Origin of the sequence: Achromobacter veterisilvae, from assembly GCF_037619525.1 — a bacterium.
GTDB lineage: Bacteria > Pseudomonadota > Gammaproteobacteria > Burkholderiales > Burkholderiaceae_B > Achromobacter > Achromobacter veterisilvae.
Genome location: NZ_CP148753.1, coordinates 1,550,210 through 1,564,176, shown reverse-complemented (window position 1 = coordinate 1,564,176; position 13,967 = coordinate 1,550,210). Strand labels below are relative to the sequence as shown.

Below are 13,967 nucleotides of genomic sequence, written 5' to 3'. Positions count from 1 at the left end.
GAGGACCCCGCGGACACGCGCCGCGCCCGTGCGGCAATACCCGTCCGGGACGGCCAGCCCATGCCCCGCGCCTGCCAGCGGTGGACCTCTCCTTGCCCACCCCCATTACAAGGAAAGCCGCCCCATGCGCCGCCTGCAGCACCATGCCCACCCGGGGTTGTCCCCCTCCCTATTGCCGCGCCCCGTCGCCGTGAACCGCATAGTGCGCAAGGCCCTGCTCGGCGCGATCCTGATGACGGGCGCGGCCGCCGGCACGGCCTATGCGCAAGCCGCCGAGCGCGCTGCCGCGGCCGCCGTCCATGCCTACGACGTTCCCGCCGGCCCCCTGGCGGGCGCTTTGAGCCGCTTCGCGGACCAGGCCAATATTCTTCTCAGCGTGCCCGCGGACATGACGGCCGGCAAGACCAGCCCAGGGGTGCGCGGCGCGTATACCGTCGACGCCGCCTTCCGGATACTGCTTGGCAGCACCGGCCTGCAAGCCGTGCGCCGGGCCGACGGCGGCTACTCGCTGCGGCCCGCGCCCGCGGCTGCCGAAACCACCCTGCCCGCCGTGCTGGTCACCGGCTCGGCCGCCGCGGCGGCCGAGCCCTACCCCGGCGGCGAGGTGGCGCGCGGAGCCAGGATCGGCCTGCTCGGCGACAGGGACTTCCTCGACACCCCCTTCAGCGTGACGTCGTACACGTCCAAGCTGATCGAGGACCAGCAGGCGCAGAACATCGGCGACGTCCTGGTGAACGACCCCTCGGTGCGCAACACCTATTCGCGCGGCGCGGGCCGCGACGAATTCAATATCCGCGGCTTCACGCTGTTCAATTACGACGTTGCCTACAACGGCCTCTACGGCATCTCCCCGCGCAACTCCACCTCGCTGATCGGCATCGAGCGCGTCGAGGTGCTGCGCGGCCCCAACGCGCTGCTCAACGGCATGGCGCCGTTCGGTTCGGTCGGCGGCTCGATCAACCTGGTGCCCAAGCGCGCCGGCGCCGACCCGCTGAACCGCGTCACGCTTTCCTATATCGAGAACAACCAGTTCGGCGTGCAGGCGGACATCGCGCGCCGGTTCGGCGAAGACCAGCGCGCCGGCGTGCGCCTGAACGCGCTGCGCAGCGGCGGCGATATGAACATCTCCGGCGCCGGCGAAGACATGGGCGCCTTCTCGCTCGGGCTGGACTATCGCGGCAACCGCTTCCGCATCGAGGGCGACATCAACTACCAGAACCGCGTGACCGACGCGCGCAGCGGCCTGCTGTTCCCGCCCTCCCCGGGCGAGGACATCGGCCGTGCGCCGGATCCGAAGCGCAACTTCTTCCCCGACTGGACCTACTGGAAGGCGAAGGAGTGGACTGGCGACGTGCGCGCGGAATACGACCTCTCCGACGACTGGACCGTGTACGGCGCGCTGGGTGCGCGCAAGCACGACTTCGAAAGCCTGCAAACCACCTGGCTGATGCTCGATTCGGACGGCATGATCGGCTCCATCCCCGCGCGCCTGAACGAAAAACTGTGGAGCAAGACCGGCGAAGTCGGCATCCGCGGCCGTTTCGATACCGGCCCGATCAAGCACGAGCCCGTGCTGTCGGCCAGCTTCCTCGATATCGACTATTCGTCGGCGCGCGTGCGCTCCTCCAGCACGGTGTTCTCCGACCTGTACCATCCCGCCGACCTGGCCAAACCGTCCATCCCCAAGCCCAGCGACCTGGGCAAGACCAGCGAAACGCGGCTGTACAGCGTTGCGCTGGCCGACACCCTTTCGGCACTGGACGGCGCGGTGCAGTTGACCGGCGGCCTGCGCCAGCAGCGCGTGCAGTCGGTGAACTACAACCCCGCCACGGGCGACCGCGTATCGGACTACGGCAAATCGGCCGTCACGCCGGCGATCGCGCTGACGGTGAGGCCGACCCGGGAACTGGCGCTGTACGGCAACTACATCGAAGGCCTGAGCCAGGGCGGCACGGCCCCGGCCGAAGCCGTGAATGCCGGCGAAACCTTCAAGCCCGACGTATCCAAGCAATATGAAGTCGGCGTCAAGTACGACTTCGGCACCGTTGCGACCACCCTGAGCGCATTCCAGATCGAACAGCCCAGCGCCTACCTGGACCCGGATACGATGCGCTACCAGGCCGCCGGCAGGCAGCGCAACCGCGGCCTGGAATTCCTGGTGCAGGGCGAGCCGGTGCGCCGCGTGCGGCTCTTGGGCGGCGTGGCCTACACCGCCGGTGTCCTGACCAAGACGGAGGGCGGCGTGAACGACGGCCACGTCGCGCCCGCCGTGCCGCGCTGGCAGTTCAACGCCGCGGCGGAATGGGATACGCCTTTCGTGGAAGGCCTGACCCTGATGGCGCGCGTGCTGCGCACCAGCACGCAATACGTCGATGCGGCGAACACGCAGCAACTGCCGAGCTGGACCCGCTACGACGTCGGCGCGCGCTATGCGATGAACATCAACGGCACGCCGGTGACCTTGCGGGCGACGGTGGAGAACGTGTTCAACAAGCACTACTGGCTGTCGGCCGCGCGTGAAGGCCTGACGGTGGCGGCGCCGCGCACGGTCCTGCTGTCCGTGACCGCGGAGTTCTAGTGCGGCTGTCCGCCGGCGGCCCCTCGCCCGCGCGGGCGGCGGCGCCCCGCCGCTCGCCGGCGCGGCGCGGCAAGGCCTGGTATCTGGTCCACAAGTGGAGCAGCCTGGCCTGTACCCTCTTCATGCTGGTGGTCTGCGTCTCCGGACTGCCCTTGATCTTCCACGACGACGTCGTCGGCTGGCTGGACACCCGCCCGCCCTGGCCGAGCGTCGCGCCGGACACGCCCGCGCCGCCCCTGGACCTCCTGATAGCGCGGACCCGCCAAGACTACCCCGCGCACCGGATCGTCGAGGTCGAAGTGGCCGGCGACTCCCCCGGCGTCGTCATGGCCCTGGCTCCCGGCCCCGGCGCGCCGGACGGCGCGTCCTCGATCCGGCTGGAATACGACGCCCGCACCGGCCTCCCGCGCCAGGCCGCCAGCGATGCCGGCGAGGGTCCCGGCGTCCGCTTCATGACCCTCATGACACGCCTGCACATCGACCTCTACGCCCGTCTCCCCGGACAGTTATATCTGGGTTTCATGGCCCTGCTCTTCGCGGTGGCGGTGATATCGGGCATCGCGCTCTATCACCCCTACATGAGGAAGACGCCCTTTGGCACCGTCCGCGGCGACCGCGCCCCGCGCCTGAAATGGCTGGACCTCCACAATCTCCTGGGGGTCGTCACCCTGGTCTGGACGTTGACGATGGGTATCACCGGCGCCATACACGAACTGGCGGTTCCTCTCTTCCGCCACTGGTTGTCCACCGACGTCCAGGCCGCCGCCGCGGCGCGGACCCCGGCCCCGGGAGGGCCGCGGCCGGCCTCGGTGCAACAGGCCTATGCCATCGCGAAGGCCGCCGCCCCCGGCCGGGTCGTGGAGTCCCTGCGTTTCCCCGACGCCAGCCTGGGCCTGCCCGGCCACTATCTGCTGTGGGCCAGGGGTGAAACGCCGCTGGCGGCCCACCTCTTCGATGGCATCCTGGTTGATGCGCGCACGGGCGGACTGACGGCAGTCCTCGAAATGCCCTGGTACCTGCGCGTGGTGCAGTTCTCGCGGCCGCTGCATTACGGCAACACCGCCGGCCTGCCGCTGAAGCTGATCTGGGCCGCGCTGGACCTGGCCGCGATCGCGATCCTGGGCAGCGGCCTCTACCTTTGGCGCAAGCGCAAGAACTAGCCGCGCGCAGGATCGGATTCGGAGGCCGCGCGCGCCAGGCATTCCGCCATCTTGCCCCCCACGCTCCCCGCATCGAACGGCAGCCGCCCGATGATCCCGATCTCCCGGTAGAACGCCGCCTCGCCCAGGGACACCAGGCGCAACCCGTCCAGGTCCAGCCCCCGCAACCGCGGCAGCAACGCCACGCCCAGCCCGTGCCGCACCATATTGGCGATGGCCTCGATCTCGTCCAGCTCCACCGCTTCGTGCACCGCGATGCGCTGCTTCTTCAGGAACAGGTCCACCACCCGCCCGCCGAACGACGCCCGGTCGTAGCGGATGAACGGCTGCGCCGCCAGCAACTCGCGCCAGGGCGCCGGCTCCATCGATGCCGGCATCGCCAGCACCACTTCCTCGCGCAGCAGCGGCTGCCACCCCAGTTCGGGCGGCAGGGTGAAGGGCGGCCGGATCATCATGGCCATGTCCACCTCGCCCGCGTCCACCTGCCCCAGCAGCGACAGCGACACGCCCGGCACGACGCGCACGCGGACATCGGGATAGACCGCGCGGAACTCGCCCAGCGCGCGCACCAGCAGATCCTGCTGCACCGAGGCGATGGCCCCGATCCGCAGCGACCCGCTCACATGGCCGGCCCCGGCCGTGGCCGCCATGCGCTCGGCCATGGCGACCAGTTCTTCCGCCTGCGGCAGCATCTCGCGGCCATTGGCGTTCAGCACCGCCGCCCGCGCGCCGCGGTCGAACAGCGCCACGCCCAGGTATTCCTCCAGGCGCTTGATCTGGGCGCTGACGGCGGACTGGGTCAGGCCCAGTTGGGCCCCCGCGCCGGTAAAGGTGCCGTCGCGCGCCACCGCGATAAAGGTCTTGAATTCTTTGATCACGATCAATTTTTTCGATGCTAAGACACAAAAAATATCGTTTTTTGATCAAAAAAACAATTAATAAAATAGCGGCTGGTGCCAAGGCCAGCCCGCGCTCGCGGCGGTCCGCAATCCCATCGTCACTTTTTGTCCCGGAGCTTTTCATGACCGCTCAAACCAACCTGCCGCCGTTCCACCTGGCCTTCCCGGTCCGCGACCTGGCCGAAGCCCGCGCCTTTTATGGCGAAAAACTGGGCTGTCCGGAGGGCCGCAGCTCGCCCGAATGGATCGACTTCAACTTCTACGGCCACCAGATCGTGGCGCACCTGGCGCCCAGCGAATGCGGCCACCGCGCCACCAGCGCCGTGGATTCGCATAATGTGCCCGTGCGCCATTTCGGCGCGGTGCTTTCCATGGAACAATGGGAGGCCATGGCCCAGCGCCTGACCGACGCCGGCACTGAATTCGTCATCGAGCCCTACATCCGGTTCAAGGGCGAGGTCGGTGAACAGGCCACCATGTTCTTCCTGGATCCGTCGGGCAATGCGCTGGAGTTCAAGGCGTTCAAGAATATGGATTCGTTGTTCGCCAAGTAAATCCGTCCTACAGGTTTCGTGTCGTTGAACGCCCTATCAGAACCCCCTTCTCCGGCCGAAACCTCCTGGCGCATCCTGCCCCAGGGTGACCGCTGCCTCATCGTTTCCTTTGGCGACCGCATCGACGCGGCGGTGGGCAGGACCTGTCTGGCCGCCGCCGCCAGGCTGCGCGACGCGCGGCTTCCCGGCGTGACCGACGTGGTGCCCTCGTTCGTCGCGGTGGCCGTGCACTACCGGCCCGGAGCACACGGCGGCCCCACCTATGCCCAGCTTGCCGAACGCATCGGGCAACTGCTGGCCGAAGGCATCCGCGCCGACGCCTCGGGCGGCCGCGAAGTCGACATCCCCGTCTGCTACGGCGGCGAACACGGCCCCGACCTGGACGAAGTGGCCCGGGCCGCCGGCCTGACGCCCGAGGGCGTCATCGAACTGCACAGCCAGCCCCGCAGCATGGTGTTCATGCTGGGGTTCGCGCCGGGCCACGCCTACCTGGGCGTGCACGACGAAAAACTGAACATCCCGCGCCGCCCGTCTCCGCGCACCGCCGTGCCGGCCGGCGCGGTGGCGGTGGCCAACCGCCAGACCGTGATCTACCCGAACCGCCTGCCCGGCGGCTGGAACATCATCGGCGCCACGCCCTTGACTATGTTCGATCCGGCCCGCGAGCCCGCCGCCCTGCTCCAGCCCAGCGACTCGGTCCGCTTCGTGCCCATCACCCCCGAGGAATTCGACCGCATCCGGGAGGCCGGACGATGAGCGTGACCGTGATCAAGCCCGGCATGCTGTCCAGCTTCCAGGACCGCGGCCGCGAGGGCTACCAGCACCAGGGCATTCCCGCCGCGGGCGCGATGGACGAACGCGCGCACCGGCTGGCCAACGCGCTGGCGGGCAACCCGGACGACCCCGCCACGCTGGAAATGACGCTGACGGGCCCCACGCTGCGCTTCGACGCGCCGGCGTGCTTCGCGCTGGCGGGCGCCGACCTGGGCGCCACCCTGAACGGCCGGGACCTTCCCGTCCACCGCCCGCTGGTCGCGCGGGCCGGCGACACGCTGGCCTTCGGCGCCAGGCCGGCCGCGGGAGTGCGCGGCTACCTGGCGGTCCACGGCGGCTTCGCGCTGCCGCGCGTCATGGGCAGCGAAAGCACTTATCTGCGCAGCGGCTTCGGCGGTTTCCAGGGACGCGCGCTGGCCAAGGGCGACCAGGTTCCCCTGCGGGCCCCGCTGGCCGGCGGCCGCGACCTGGACGCCCTGCAGGACGCGCTGTGGCAGGTGCGCGTCTACCTGCCGGCGGCGCTGGGCGCCAAGCGCCGGGACGCCATCCGCTTCCTGCCGGGCATGCACTGGGACGAATTCTCCGAAGCCTCCCGCCAGGACTTCGCCGGATCGGAATTCCGCATCAGCCCGCAATCCGACCGCATGGGCTACCGCCTGCTGGGCCCGGCGCTGTCCATGAGCCAGCCGCGCCAGATGCTGTCGGAGGCCGCCTGCTTCGGCACCGTGCAGGTGCCCTCGGGCGGCGAAGCCATCATTCTCATGGCCGACCGGCAAACCACCGGCGGCTATCCCAAGATCGCGCAGATCGCCACGGTGGACCTGCCCATCCTGGCGCAATGCGCTCCCGGACAGACGCTGCGCTTCCAGCCCATCGGGCTGGAAGAGGCGCAGCGCCTGGACAGCGAGCGCGAGCGCGCCTTCACGCAACTGCAAGAAGCGCTGGCGCCGCTGCGCGCGCTCCTGGCCTAGAAAGGAAATCGCCATGACCACTCGAATCGACCTGAACTGCGACATGGGCGAAAGCTATGGCGCCTGGACCATGGGCAACGACGCGGCGGTGCTGCAATACGTCAGTTCCGCCAACATCGCCTGTGGCTTCCATGGCGGCGATCCGGCCACCATGCGCAAGACCGTGGCGGCCGCCCTCGAGCAAGGCGTGGCGCTGGGCGCGCACCCCAGCCTTCAGGACCTGGCCGGCTTCGGCCGCCGCGTCATCCAGATCGGCCCCGACGAGGCCTACGACATCGTGGTCTACCAGATCGGGGCGCTGGCGGGCGTCGCCGCCTCGCAGGGCGCGCGGCTGCATCACGTCAAGGCGCACGGCGCCCTCTACAACATGGCGGCCAAGGACGAAGGCCTGGCGCGCGCCATCTGCCAGGCCGTCAAGGACGTGGACGCCTCGCTGATCCTGTACGGGCTGGCCGGCAGCAAGCTGATCGACGCCGCCCGCGCCATCGGCCTGGATGCCGCCAGCGAAGTCTTCGCCGACCGCTCCTACCAGGACGACGGTTCGCTAACGCCGCGCACACGCGCCGGCGCGATGATCGAAGACGTGGACCAGGCGGTGGCGCAGGTCGTGCGCATGGTGCGCGAAGGCAAGGTGCGTTCGGTGGACGGCAAGGACGTGCCGGTGCGGGCGGACACCCTCTGCATCCACGGCGACCAGCCCAACGCCCTGGTGTTCGCCAACGGCATACGCCAGGCCCTGGAAAAGGCCGGCATCGAAGTGCGCACGCCTCCCCGGGGTCAGGCGCGTCCGTAGCGCGGCGCCAGGTCTTCCGCGTCCTGCAGCGCGGCGTCCCGGTACGCATCCACGACCGCCGGCAGCACATCCGCCAGGTAATCGCGCACCAGGAAGGCCGCGCGCTCGACATCCCGGACCGCCATCGCGTCGACGATGCCGCGGGTGCAGGCCTGGATGGCGCTGGACGCCATCGACCGCCGGGCCAGCAGGTAGCGCAGCGGCTCGATCTGTTCATATAGCTTGCTGAGCATGCCGGCCAGCGGGGTGTTGCCCGTGCTGCGGGCCGCGGCCAGGTAGAACTCGCAAGCCGCCGAGATGCAGGCGCGCACGTCGCCGCCGGCCAGCGCCGCGGCGATCGCGCCGTCATGGCGGCGCAGTTCGCCCAGCAGCGGCGCCAGGTCGTCGGCCACGGCCGCCTGGCGCAGGCAATAGGCCTCCAGTTCCGCGCGCAGCAGGTACAGGTGGCGGACCTGCGTTTCCGTATAGAGGGTGGCCCGGAAGCCCTTGCGCTGAACGTGCGTGACCAGGCCGCTCAATTCCAGCAGGCGCAGCGCTTCCCGTATGGGGCTGCGGCTGGTGCCGAAACGTTGCTCCAGTTCCTGTTCCCGTAGCGGCTGGCCGGGGCGGATCGTCCCGTCCACTATCAATTCACGAATCTGTTCCTGTAGGAAATATGGAATCGTGGCGGGCGCTTTGACGTCCAATCGGCTCCCCTTGTGCTGCGTGTGCATGGTATGCGAACCAGGCAAGATACTAGAAATTTCTTGAAACACAAATAAGAAAATTGTTGCGGATGTGCCAGATGCTCACTTCCGTCGCCTGGTAAACGCGCTGTGGCGTCCGTCGATTGGACCGCAGGCCAATTGTTGCGGATGTGTCGGATGCTCACTCCCGTCGCCTGGTAAACGCGCTTTGGCATCCACTAATTGGACCGCAGGCCAATTGTTGCGGCGCTCAGTCCCAGTCGTCCCGGTAGACGAACTTGGGCATCTGCCAGTTGAACCGCAGCGCCAGCAGGCGCACCGCCAGGCCGGCGGCAAGCGCGATGGGCACGGCGGCGTTGGCGGACAGGCCCAGCGCCTGCCCTCCCAGGTACAGCCCGCCCGTCACGACCGACACGCTGGCGTAAAGCTCCTTGCGAAAGAGCAGCGGCACTTCGTTGCAAAGCACGTCGCGCAGCACCCCGCCCGCGCAGCCGGTGATCATGCCGCTGATCAGCACCACCGTGATCGGCAACTGCATCATCTGCGCGACCTGGCAGCCGATGACGGTGAACGCCACCAGGCCCAGGGCGTCAGCCAAAAGGAAGAGGCTGCGCAGGCGCCGCATGACCGGCGCGATCAATGCCGTCACGATCGCGGCGCCGCCCGTCATCCACAGGTACTCGGGGTGGATCACCCAGGTCAGGGGGTAATGCCCCAGCAGCACGTCGCGCAGCGACCCGCCGCCCAGCGCGGTCACGCAGGCGATGATGCACACGCCCATCCAGTCCATGTCGCGCCGGCCGGCGGAAAGCGCCGCGGTCATGGCTTCGGCCACGATGGCGACGAGGTACAGCGTATGCAGCAGGAAGGGCGAGATGTCGGAGAACATGGGGCGGTCGCGGTTGGGGCAGGCCCCATTGTATTGAGCCCGGGCCCCGGCGGGCGGCCATTGCCTGGACGCGCGCCATCCCTTACGCTGGGCGTTGCGTTGATATCGATCAAGCCCCGGTCCGGCAAGCAGCGAGACAATGGGGATATGCCCGCAAGGGCGGAACGGCCGGAGCGCACGGACGCGGGAGACGTCGGTCCGGCCACACCCGGGAGAGAACGTATGACACAGCAAACTGGCCCCATCCTGTTGGCGACCGACCTCAGCGCGCGCGGCGACCGCGCCCTGGACCGCGCGCTGCAGTTGGCCAAGGAACTCGACACCAAGCTCATCGTCCTGCATGTCATGGAATCCCATGCCACGCCGGCGCGCCTGACCACGCCCGTCTGGCGCCGCCTGTCGACGGACCACAAGGCCCTGGCCGAACGCGAGCTGGCGGAAGACCTGGCGGCCGCCGACGTGCCGACCGAGGTGGTGGTGGTCAGCGGGGATCCGCTGGCGCGCATCATGGAAACGGCCGACAGCTACGGCTGCTCGCTGATCGTCACCGGCATCGCGCGCGACGAGACGCTGGGCCGGCTGCTACTGGGGACCACCGTGGAAAAGCTGGCCCGCCAGGCCCGCCAACCGGTGCTGGTCGTCAAGACCCGTCCGCGCAGGCCGTACCGCGACGTGCTGGTGGCCACCGACTTCTCCGACGGCTCGCGCCAGGCCCTGCGCGCCGCGCTGCAACTGGTGCCCAACGCCAACCTGACGCTCTTCCACGCCTACGACGTGCCGTTCCAGGGCAAGAACGTGCCGGACGAGACCGTCACGCGCAACTTCTACAAGGCCGCCGAACAGAGCGCCCGGGAGTTCACCACCGCGACGCCCGAACTGGCCAACGTCACCGCCCCCAAGGTGGTGCTGGAATGCGGCCAGCCGGAAACCGTGCTGTCCGAGTACTCGTTCAACCACCGCTCCGACCTGGTCGTGACGGGCACGCACGGCCGCACCGGCATCCTGCGCACCGCCATCGGCAGCGTGGCCGAACGGCTGCTGGAATCCCTGCCCAGCGACGTGCTGATCGTCAGGCTGGTGGGCGAAGAGTAAGCACCTCACCAGGTGTCTGACACCCATTACGCGATGGCGGTACCAATGGCTAGGTGTCTGACACCCGATACGCGATGGCGGTACGGATTGAAGCAATGCCCCCCGGGTGTCTGACACCCGGGGGAAGATGCTGTTGGTGGTGGAATGTGCCTGGCCATCTGCTCACCGCAGCATGGGTTGCGCGCGCTCGAGAGCGGAGTCCTCATGGAGAGAATCTCGCGCTCCACCCATCCTACGAATCGCCTTGCTTTTCCATGGTTTCTATCGTGCCGCGCAACATCTTCAGCAGCACCAGGCCGGGCAGCGCGATCGCCACGGTCAGCAGGAAGAAACCGGGCCAGCCCATGCGCTCGACCAGCGGCGGCGTGAGGGGTCCGGCCAGATAGGTGCGGCCCACGGCCGACAGCGCCGACAGCAGCGCGAACTGGGTCGCGGAGAACTGCTGGCGGCACAACGCCATCAGCAGCCCGACGAACGACGCCGTGCCCAGGCCGCCGCACAGGTTCTCGATCCCCACGCCGCCGGCCATCAGCCAGATGCTCTTGGGACTGACGGCGATCAGCCAGTACGCCAGGTTCGACACCGCCTGGAGCAGGCCGAAGGCCATCAGCGACCGGTACAGGCCCCAGCGCGACATGAGCGATCCGCCGGCCAGCGCGCCGATGATGGTCGCGGCCAGCCCCAGCACCTTGTTCACGGTGCCCACTTCGGTCGGGGAGAACCCCGCGCCCCGGATCAGGAACGTGGTCGACAAGGCGCCCGCGAAAGCGTCGCCCAGCTTGTACAGCACGATCAGCAGCAACACGGCCACCGCCCCGCGCCGCGTGAAGAATTCGCGCAGGGGCTCGCCCACCGCCGCGCGCAGATTGCGCGGCGCGTTGGCGACGTGCTCGGGTTCCGGCGCCCACAGCGTGGCCAATGCGCACAGCAGCATCAGCCCTCCCATCAGCACGTAGGTATTGCCCCAGCCTATCCACTGGTCCGCCAGGATCAGCGCCAGCCCTCCCGACACGATCATGGCCAGCCGGTAGCCCATGACCTTGATGGCCGCGCCGGCCCCGCGCTCTTCCTTGCGCAGCACGTCGGTGCAATAGGCGTCGAAAGCGATGTCCTGCGTGGCCGACAGGAACGCCACCAGCACCGCCAGCAGGGCAAGGGGCTGCAGCGACGACGACGGCGACAGCGCGCCCATCGCCATGATGGCGGCCGCCAGCAGCAACTGGGTCAGCAGCATCCAGCCGCGCCGCCGCCCCAGCAGCGGCGGGACGTAGCGGTCCACGAAGGGCGCCCACAGGAACTTGAGGGTGTAGGCGGTGCCTACCAGGGTCAGGAAACCGATCTGCTGCAGCGGGACGCCTTCCACGGTGGCCCAGGCCTGCAAGGTGCCGCTGGTCAGGGCCAGCGGCAATCCGCTGGCGAAGCCCAGGACCAGCAACGGGGCCACGCGGGGGCTGGTATAGACATTGGTTGCAGCGGTAATGACGGTCTCCTGTAACGCGGCGGCGCGGCGCTACAGGCTGGCGCCGCGGGCTTGCGGCATTTTAGGGCCTGTTCGCCCGGGCCGCGGGGAGGATGCGTGTCGGAATGTCAGGGCGACGCGAAGCGGTACACCGCCAGGGTGCTGCGCCAACTGGGAAACAGCTTCACTTCGCGCCCCTCGTTGAAGGTGGCGCGTTCGAGGATGTCCAGGCGCAGTTCGCCGGCCAGTTGCTCGAAGTCGCGCAGCGTGCACAAGTGGATGTTCGGCGTGTTGTACCACTGGTAGGGCATCTGGCCCGTCACCGGCATGCGGCCGCGCAGGATGGCCCAGCCATGCGGCCAGTAGCCGAAGTTGGGAAACGACACCACGCCGAAACGCGCCACCCGCGCCATTTCGCGCAGGATGTGTTCGGTGCGGTGCATGGATTGCAGGGTCTGCGACAGCACCACGGTGTCGAACTGCTTGTCGTCGAACAGGGCGAGGCCGTCCTCGAGGTTCTGCTGGATGACTTCGACGCCGCGCCGCACGCAGGCGATGACGCAGGTGTCGTCCAGTTCCACGCCCGCGCCGCGCACCTGGCGGTGGTCGCGCAGGTGCGCCAGCAGCGCCCCGTCGCCGCAGCCCAGGTCCAGCACGCGGCTGCCGGGCTCGATCCAGCTTGCGATGCGCGCCAGGTCGGGCCGCAGGACGCTGTGCGCGGGGCGGGGAGTCACGGGATTCATTCGGAGCGTCCTTCGGTCGGGACCGCGGCGCCCAGGCCCAGCTCGCGCGCGATGCGTTCGTAGTAGCCGCGAACCACGGCGTGGTAGCGGGCGTCTTCCAGCAGGAAGGCGTCGTGGCCGTGCGGGGCGTCGATCTCGGCGTAGGTCACCGGGCTGGCGTTCTTCAGCAGCGCCCGGACGATTTCGCGAGAGCGCTCCGGCGGGAATCGCCAATCGGTCGAAAACGACACCAGCAGGAAATCGGCCTTGGCCGGCGCCAGCGCCCGGGCCAGGTCGCCGCCAGTGTTGCGGGCCGGATCGAAGTAATCCAGCGCGCGGGTGATCAGCAGATACGTGTTGGCGTCGAAATAGCGGGTGAATTTCTCGCCCTGGTAGCGCAGGTACGATTCCACCTCGAACTCGACGTCGTAGCCGTAGCGGTAGGCGCCGTTTTCGCCGGGCGCGCGCTGGGCGCGGCCGAACTTCTCGGCCATGTCGTCGTCGGACAGATAGGTGATGTGGCCGATCATGCGCGCCACCGACAGGCCGCGGCGCGGCACGGTGTCCTGCGCGTAGTAATCGCCGCCGTGGAAATCCGGATCGGTGATGATGGCGCGGCGCGCCACCTCGTTGAAGCCGATGTTCTGCGCCGACAGCCGCGGCGTGCTGGCGATCACCACGCAATTGGCGACGCGGTCCGGCAAGGTGATGGCCCAGCTCAGCGCCTGCATGCCGCCCAGCGATCCGCCCATCACGGCCGCGAAGCGCTCGATGCCGAAGTGGTCGGCCACCCGGGCCTGCGCGCGCACCCAATCCTCCACGGTCAGCACCGGAAAGGCCGCGCCCCAGGGCTTGCCGGTTTCCGGATCGATGCTGGCCGGGCCGGTCGAGCCGAAGCAGGACCCCAGGTTGTTGACGCCGATCACGAAGAACACGTCGGTGTCCACCGGCTTGCCGGGGCCGACCATGTTGTCCCACCACCCCACGTCGCTGGGGTTGTCGGCCGCCTGGCCCGCCACGTGGTGCGAGGCATTCAGCGCGTGGCAGATCAGGACGGCGTTGCTGCGCTGGGCGTTGAGCGTGCCGTAGGTTTCCACCGCAAGCTCGTAGGCGGCCAGCGACTGGCCGCTGGACAGCGGCAGCGGCTCATCGAAACGGATGAAGGTGGGAGCGACGAGGCCGACGGAACCGGGATCAGCGGCATCGGAAGTCGCGGGGGCTGCGGGGACGAACCCGCTGGCCGAATCGCCGGCCAAATTCTGGGCAGGAGTGGTCATACGGACCTCTTTAGCTGGATTTATTGGAAGGCGCCCGCAAGCGGATCAGGCAAATCGGCGCCGAAACTTTGGATACTGCGGCAGGAATTCTAGCACTGCTTGCGCGCGGCGCA

General features: G+C 68.7%; 13 protein-coding genes and 1 riboswitch. Of the genes, 7 read left to right on the top strand and 6 right to left on the bottom strand.

Features of this window, described 5'->3' with window-relative positions; genetic code table 11:
• The first annotated feature begins 124 nt into the window (after window positions 1-124).
• Together WHX56_RS07290 and WHX56_RS07285 are read left to right on the top strand one after the other, a co-directional pair.
• On the top strand, window positions 125-2,578 hold the full coding sequence (locus WHX56_RS07290) for a TonB-dependent receptor (protein ID WP_338880872.1): 2,454 nt from the start codon (window positions 125-127) through the stop codon (window positions 2,576-2,578).
• On the top strand, window positions 2,578-3,738 hold the full coding sequence (locus WHX56_RS07285) for a PepSY-associated TM helix domain-containing protein (protein WP_338880871.1): 1,161 nt from the start codon (window positions 2,578-2,580) through the stop codon (window positions 3,736-3,738). Before WHX56_RS07290 ends, WHX56_RS07285 begins: the two co-directional genes overlap by 1 nt.
• Here the strand turns inward: WHX56_RS07285 and WHX56_RS07280 are convergent.
• Window positions 3,735-4,616 carry a LysR family transcriptional regulator gene (locus WHX56_RS07280; protein ID WP_338880870.1) on the bottom strand — a complete coding sequence of 294 codons (882 nt, stop codon included), beginning with the start codon at window positions 4,614-4,616 and terminating at the stop codon, window positions 3,735-3,737. The genes WHX56_RS07285 and WHX56_RS07280 overlap by 4 nt on opposite strands.
• Window positions 4,617-4,759: 143 nt before the next feature.
• Here WHX56_RS07280 and WHX56_RS07275 point away from each other — a divergent pair, with 143 nt between their 5' ends.
• Genes WHX56_RS07275 through WHX56_RS07260 form a run of 4 tightly spaced genes read left to right on the top strand, consistent with a single transcriptional unit; the run spans window position 4,760 to window position 7,729 of the window.
• On the top strand, window positions 4,760-5,191 hold the full coding sequence (locus WHX56_RS07275; protein WP_062684611.1) for a VOC family protein: 432 nt from the start codon (window positions 4,760-4,762) through the stop codon (window positions 5,189-5,191).
• Between the two features lie 24 nt (window positions 5,192-5,215).
• Window positions 5,216-5,947 (top strand): 5-oxoprolinase subunit PxpB, encoded by a 732-nt coding sequence (gene pxpB / locus WHX56_RS07270; RefSeq protein ID WP_338880869.1) that lies wholly within the window; start codon window positions 5,216-5,218, stop codon window positions 5,945-5,947.
• Window positions 5,944-6,936, top strand: a complete 993-nt coding sequence (locus WHX56_RS07265; RefSeq protein WP_338880868.1) for a biotin-dependent carboxyltransferase family protein — start codon at window positions 5,944-5,946, stop codon at window positions 6,934-6,936. The genes pxpB and WHX56_RS07265 overlap by 4 nt, the downstream gene beginning before the upstream one ends.
• A 13-nt stretch (window positions 6,937-6,949) precedes the next feature.
• The gene (locus WHX56_RS07260; protein ID WP_129241504.1) at window positions 6,950-7,729 is read left to right on the top strand and encodes a LamB/YcsF family protein; all 780 of its coding nucleotides are present in this window, start codon (window positions 6,950-6,952) and stop codon (window positions 7,727-7,729) included.
• On the opposite strand, the gene WHX56_RS07255 is transcribed toward WHX56_RS07260, so the two are convergent.
• Window positions 7,714-8,415: a GntR family transcriptional regulator gene (locus WHX56_RS07255; protein WP_422393642.1), complete on the bottom strand. Its 702-nt coding sequence runs from the start codon at window positions 8,413-8,415 to the stop codon at window positions 7,714-7,716. The genes WHX56_RS07260 and WHX56_RS07255 overlap by 16 nt on opposite strands.
• Before the next feature lie 250 nt (window positions 8,416-8,665).
• Window positions 8,666-9,304: a trimeric intracellular cation channel family protein gene (locus WHX56_RS07250; RefSeq protein WP_287752103.1), complete on the bottom strand. Its 639-nt coding sequence runs from the start codon at window positions 9,302-9,304 to the stop codon at window positions 8,666-8,668.
• A gap of 222 nt (window positions 9,305-9,526) precedes the next feature.
• Here WHX56_RS07250 and WHX56_RS07245 point away from each other — a divergent pair, with 222 nt between their 5' ends.
• Complete coding sequence (locus tag WHX56_RS07245) at window positions 9,527-10,396, top strand: universal stress protein (RefSeq protein WP_129241501.1); 870 nt, start codon at window positions 9,527-9,529, stop codon at window positions 10,394-10,396.
• 232 nt (window positions 10,397-10,628) lie between these two features.
• Here the strand turns inward: WHX56_RS07245 and WHX56_RS07240 are convergent, their stop codons facing one another.
• The 3 genes from WHX56_RS07240 to metX form a co-directional block, all read right to left on the bottom strand.
• Complete coding sequence (locus tag WHX56_RS07240; protein ID WP_338881751.1) at window positions 10,629-11,876, bottom strand: muropeptide transporter; 1,248 nt, start codon at window positions 11,874-11,876, stop codon at window positions 10,629-10,631.
• A gap of 107 nt (window positions 11,877-11,983) precedes the next feature.
• Window positions 11,984-12,598: a methionine biosynthesis protein MetW gene (gene metW / locus WHX56_RS07235; protein ID WP_129241499.1), complete on the bottom strand. Its 615-nt coding sequence runs from the start codon at window positions 12,596-12,598 to the stop codon at window positions 11,984-11,986.
• Entirely contained in the window at window positions 12,595-13,854 is a 1,260-nt protein-coding gene (gene metX, locus WHX56_RS07230; protein WP_287752102.1) for a homoserine O-succinyltransferase MetX, read from the bottom strand. Before metX ends, metW begins: the two co-directional genes overlap by 4 nt.
• Window positions 13,844-13,925: riboswitch (SAM riboswitch) on the bottom strand. Its footprint overlaps the gene before it by 11 nt.
• Between the last annotated feature and the right edge of the window lie 42 nt (window positions 13,926-13,967).

Bases quoted from the DNA above. Each gene is read 5' to 3' on its own strand.
- metW (WP_129241499.1), bottom strand. From the start codon at position 12,598: ATGAATCCCGTGACTCCCCGCCCCGCGCACAGCGTCCTGCGGCCCGAC.
- WHX56_RS07260 (WP_129241504.1), top strand. From the start codon at position 6,950: ATGACCACTCGAATCGACCTGAACTGCGACATGGGCGAAAGCTATGGC.
- WHX56_RS07290 (WP_338880872.1), top strand. From the start codon at position 125: ATGCGCCGCCTGCAGCACCATGCCCACCCGGGGTTGTCCCCCTCCCTA.
- WHX56_RS07250 (WP_287752103.1), bottom strand. From the start codon at position 9,304: ATGTTCTCCGACATCTCGCCCTTCCTGCTGCATACGCTGTACCTCGTC.
- WHX56_RS07265 (WP_338880868.1), top strand. From the start codon at position 5,944: ATGAGCGTGACCGTGATCAAGCCCGGCATGCTGTCCAGCTTCCAGGAC.
- WHX56_RS07245 (WP_129241501.1), top strand. From the start codon at position 9,527: ATGACACAGCAAACTGGCCCCATCCTGTTGGCGACCGACCTCAGCGCG.
- WHX56_RS07275 (WP_062684611.1), top strand. From the start codon at position 4,760: ATGACCGCTCAAACCAACCTGCCGCCGTTCCACCTGGCCTTCCCGGTC.
- metX (WP_287752102.1), bottom strand. From the start codon at position 13,854: ATGACCACTCCTGCCCAGAATTTGGCCGGCGATTCGGCCAGCGGGTTC.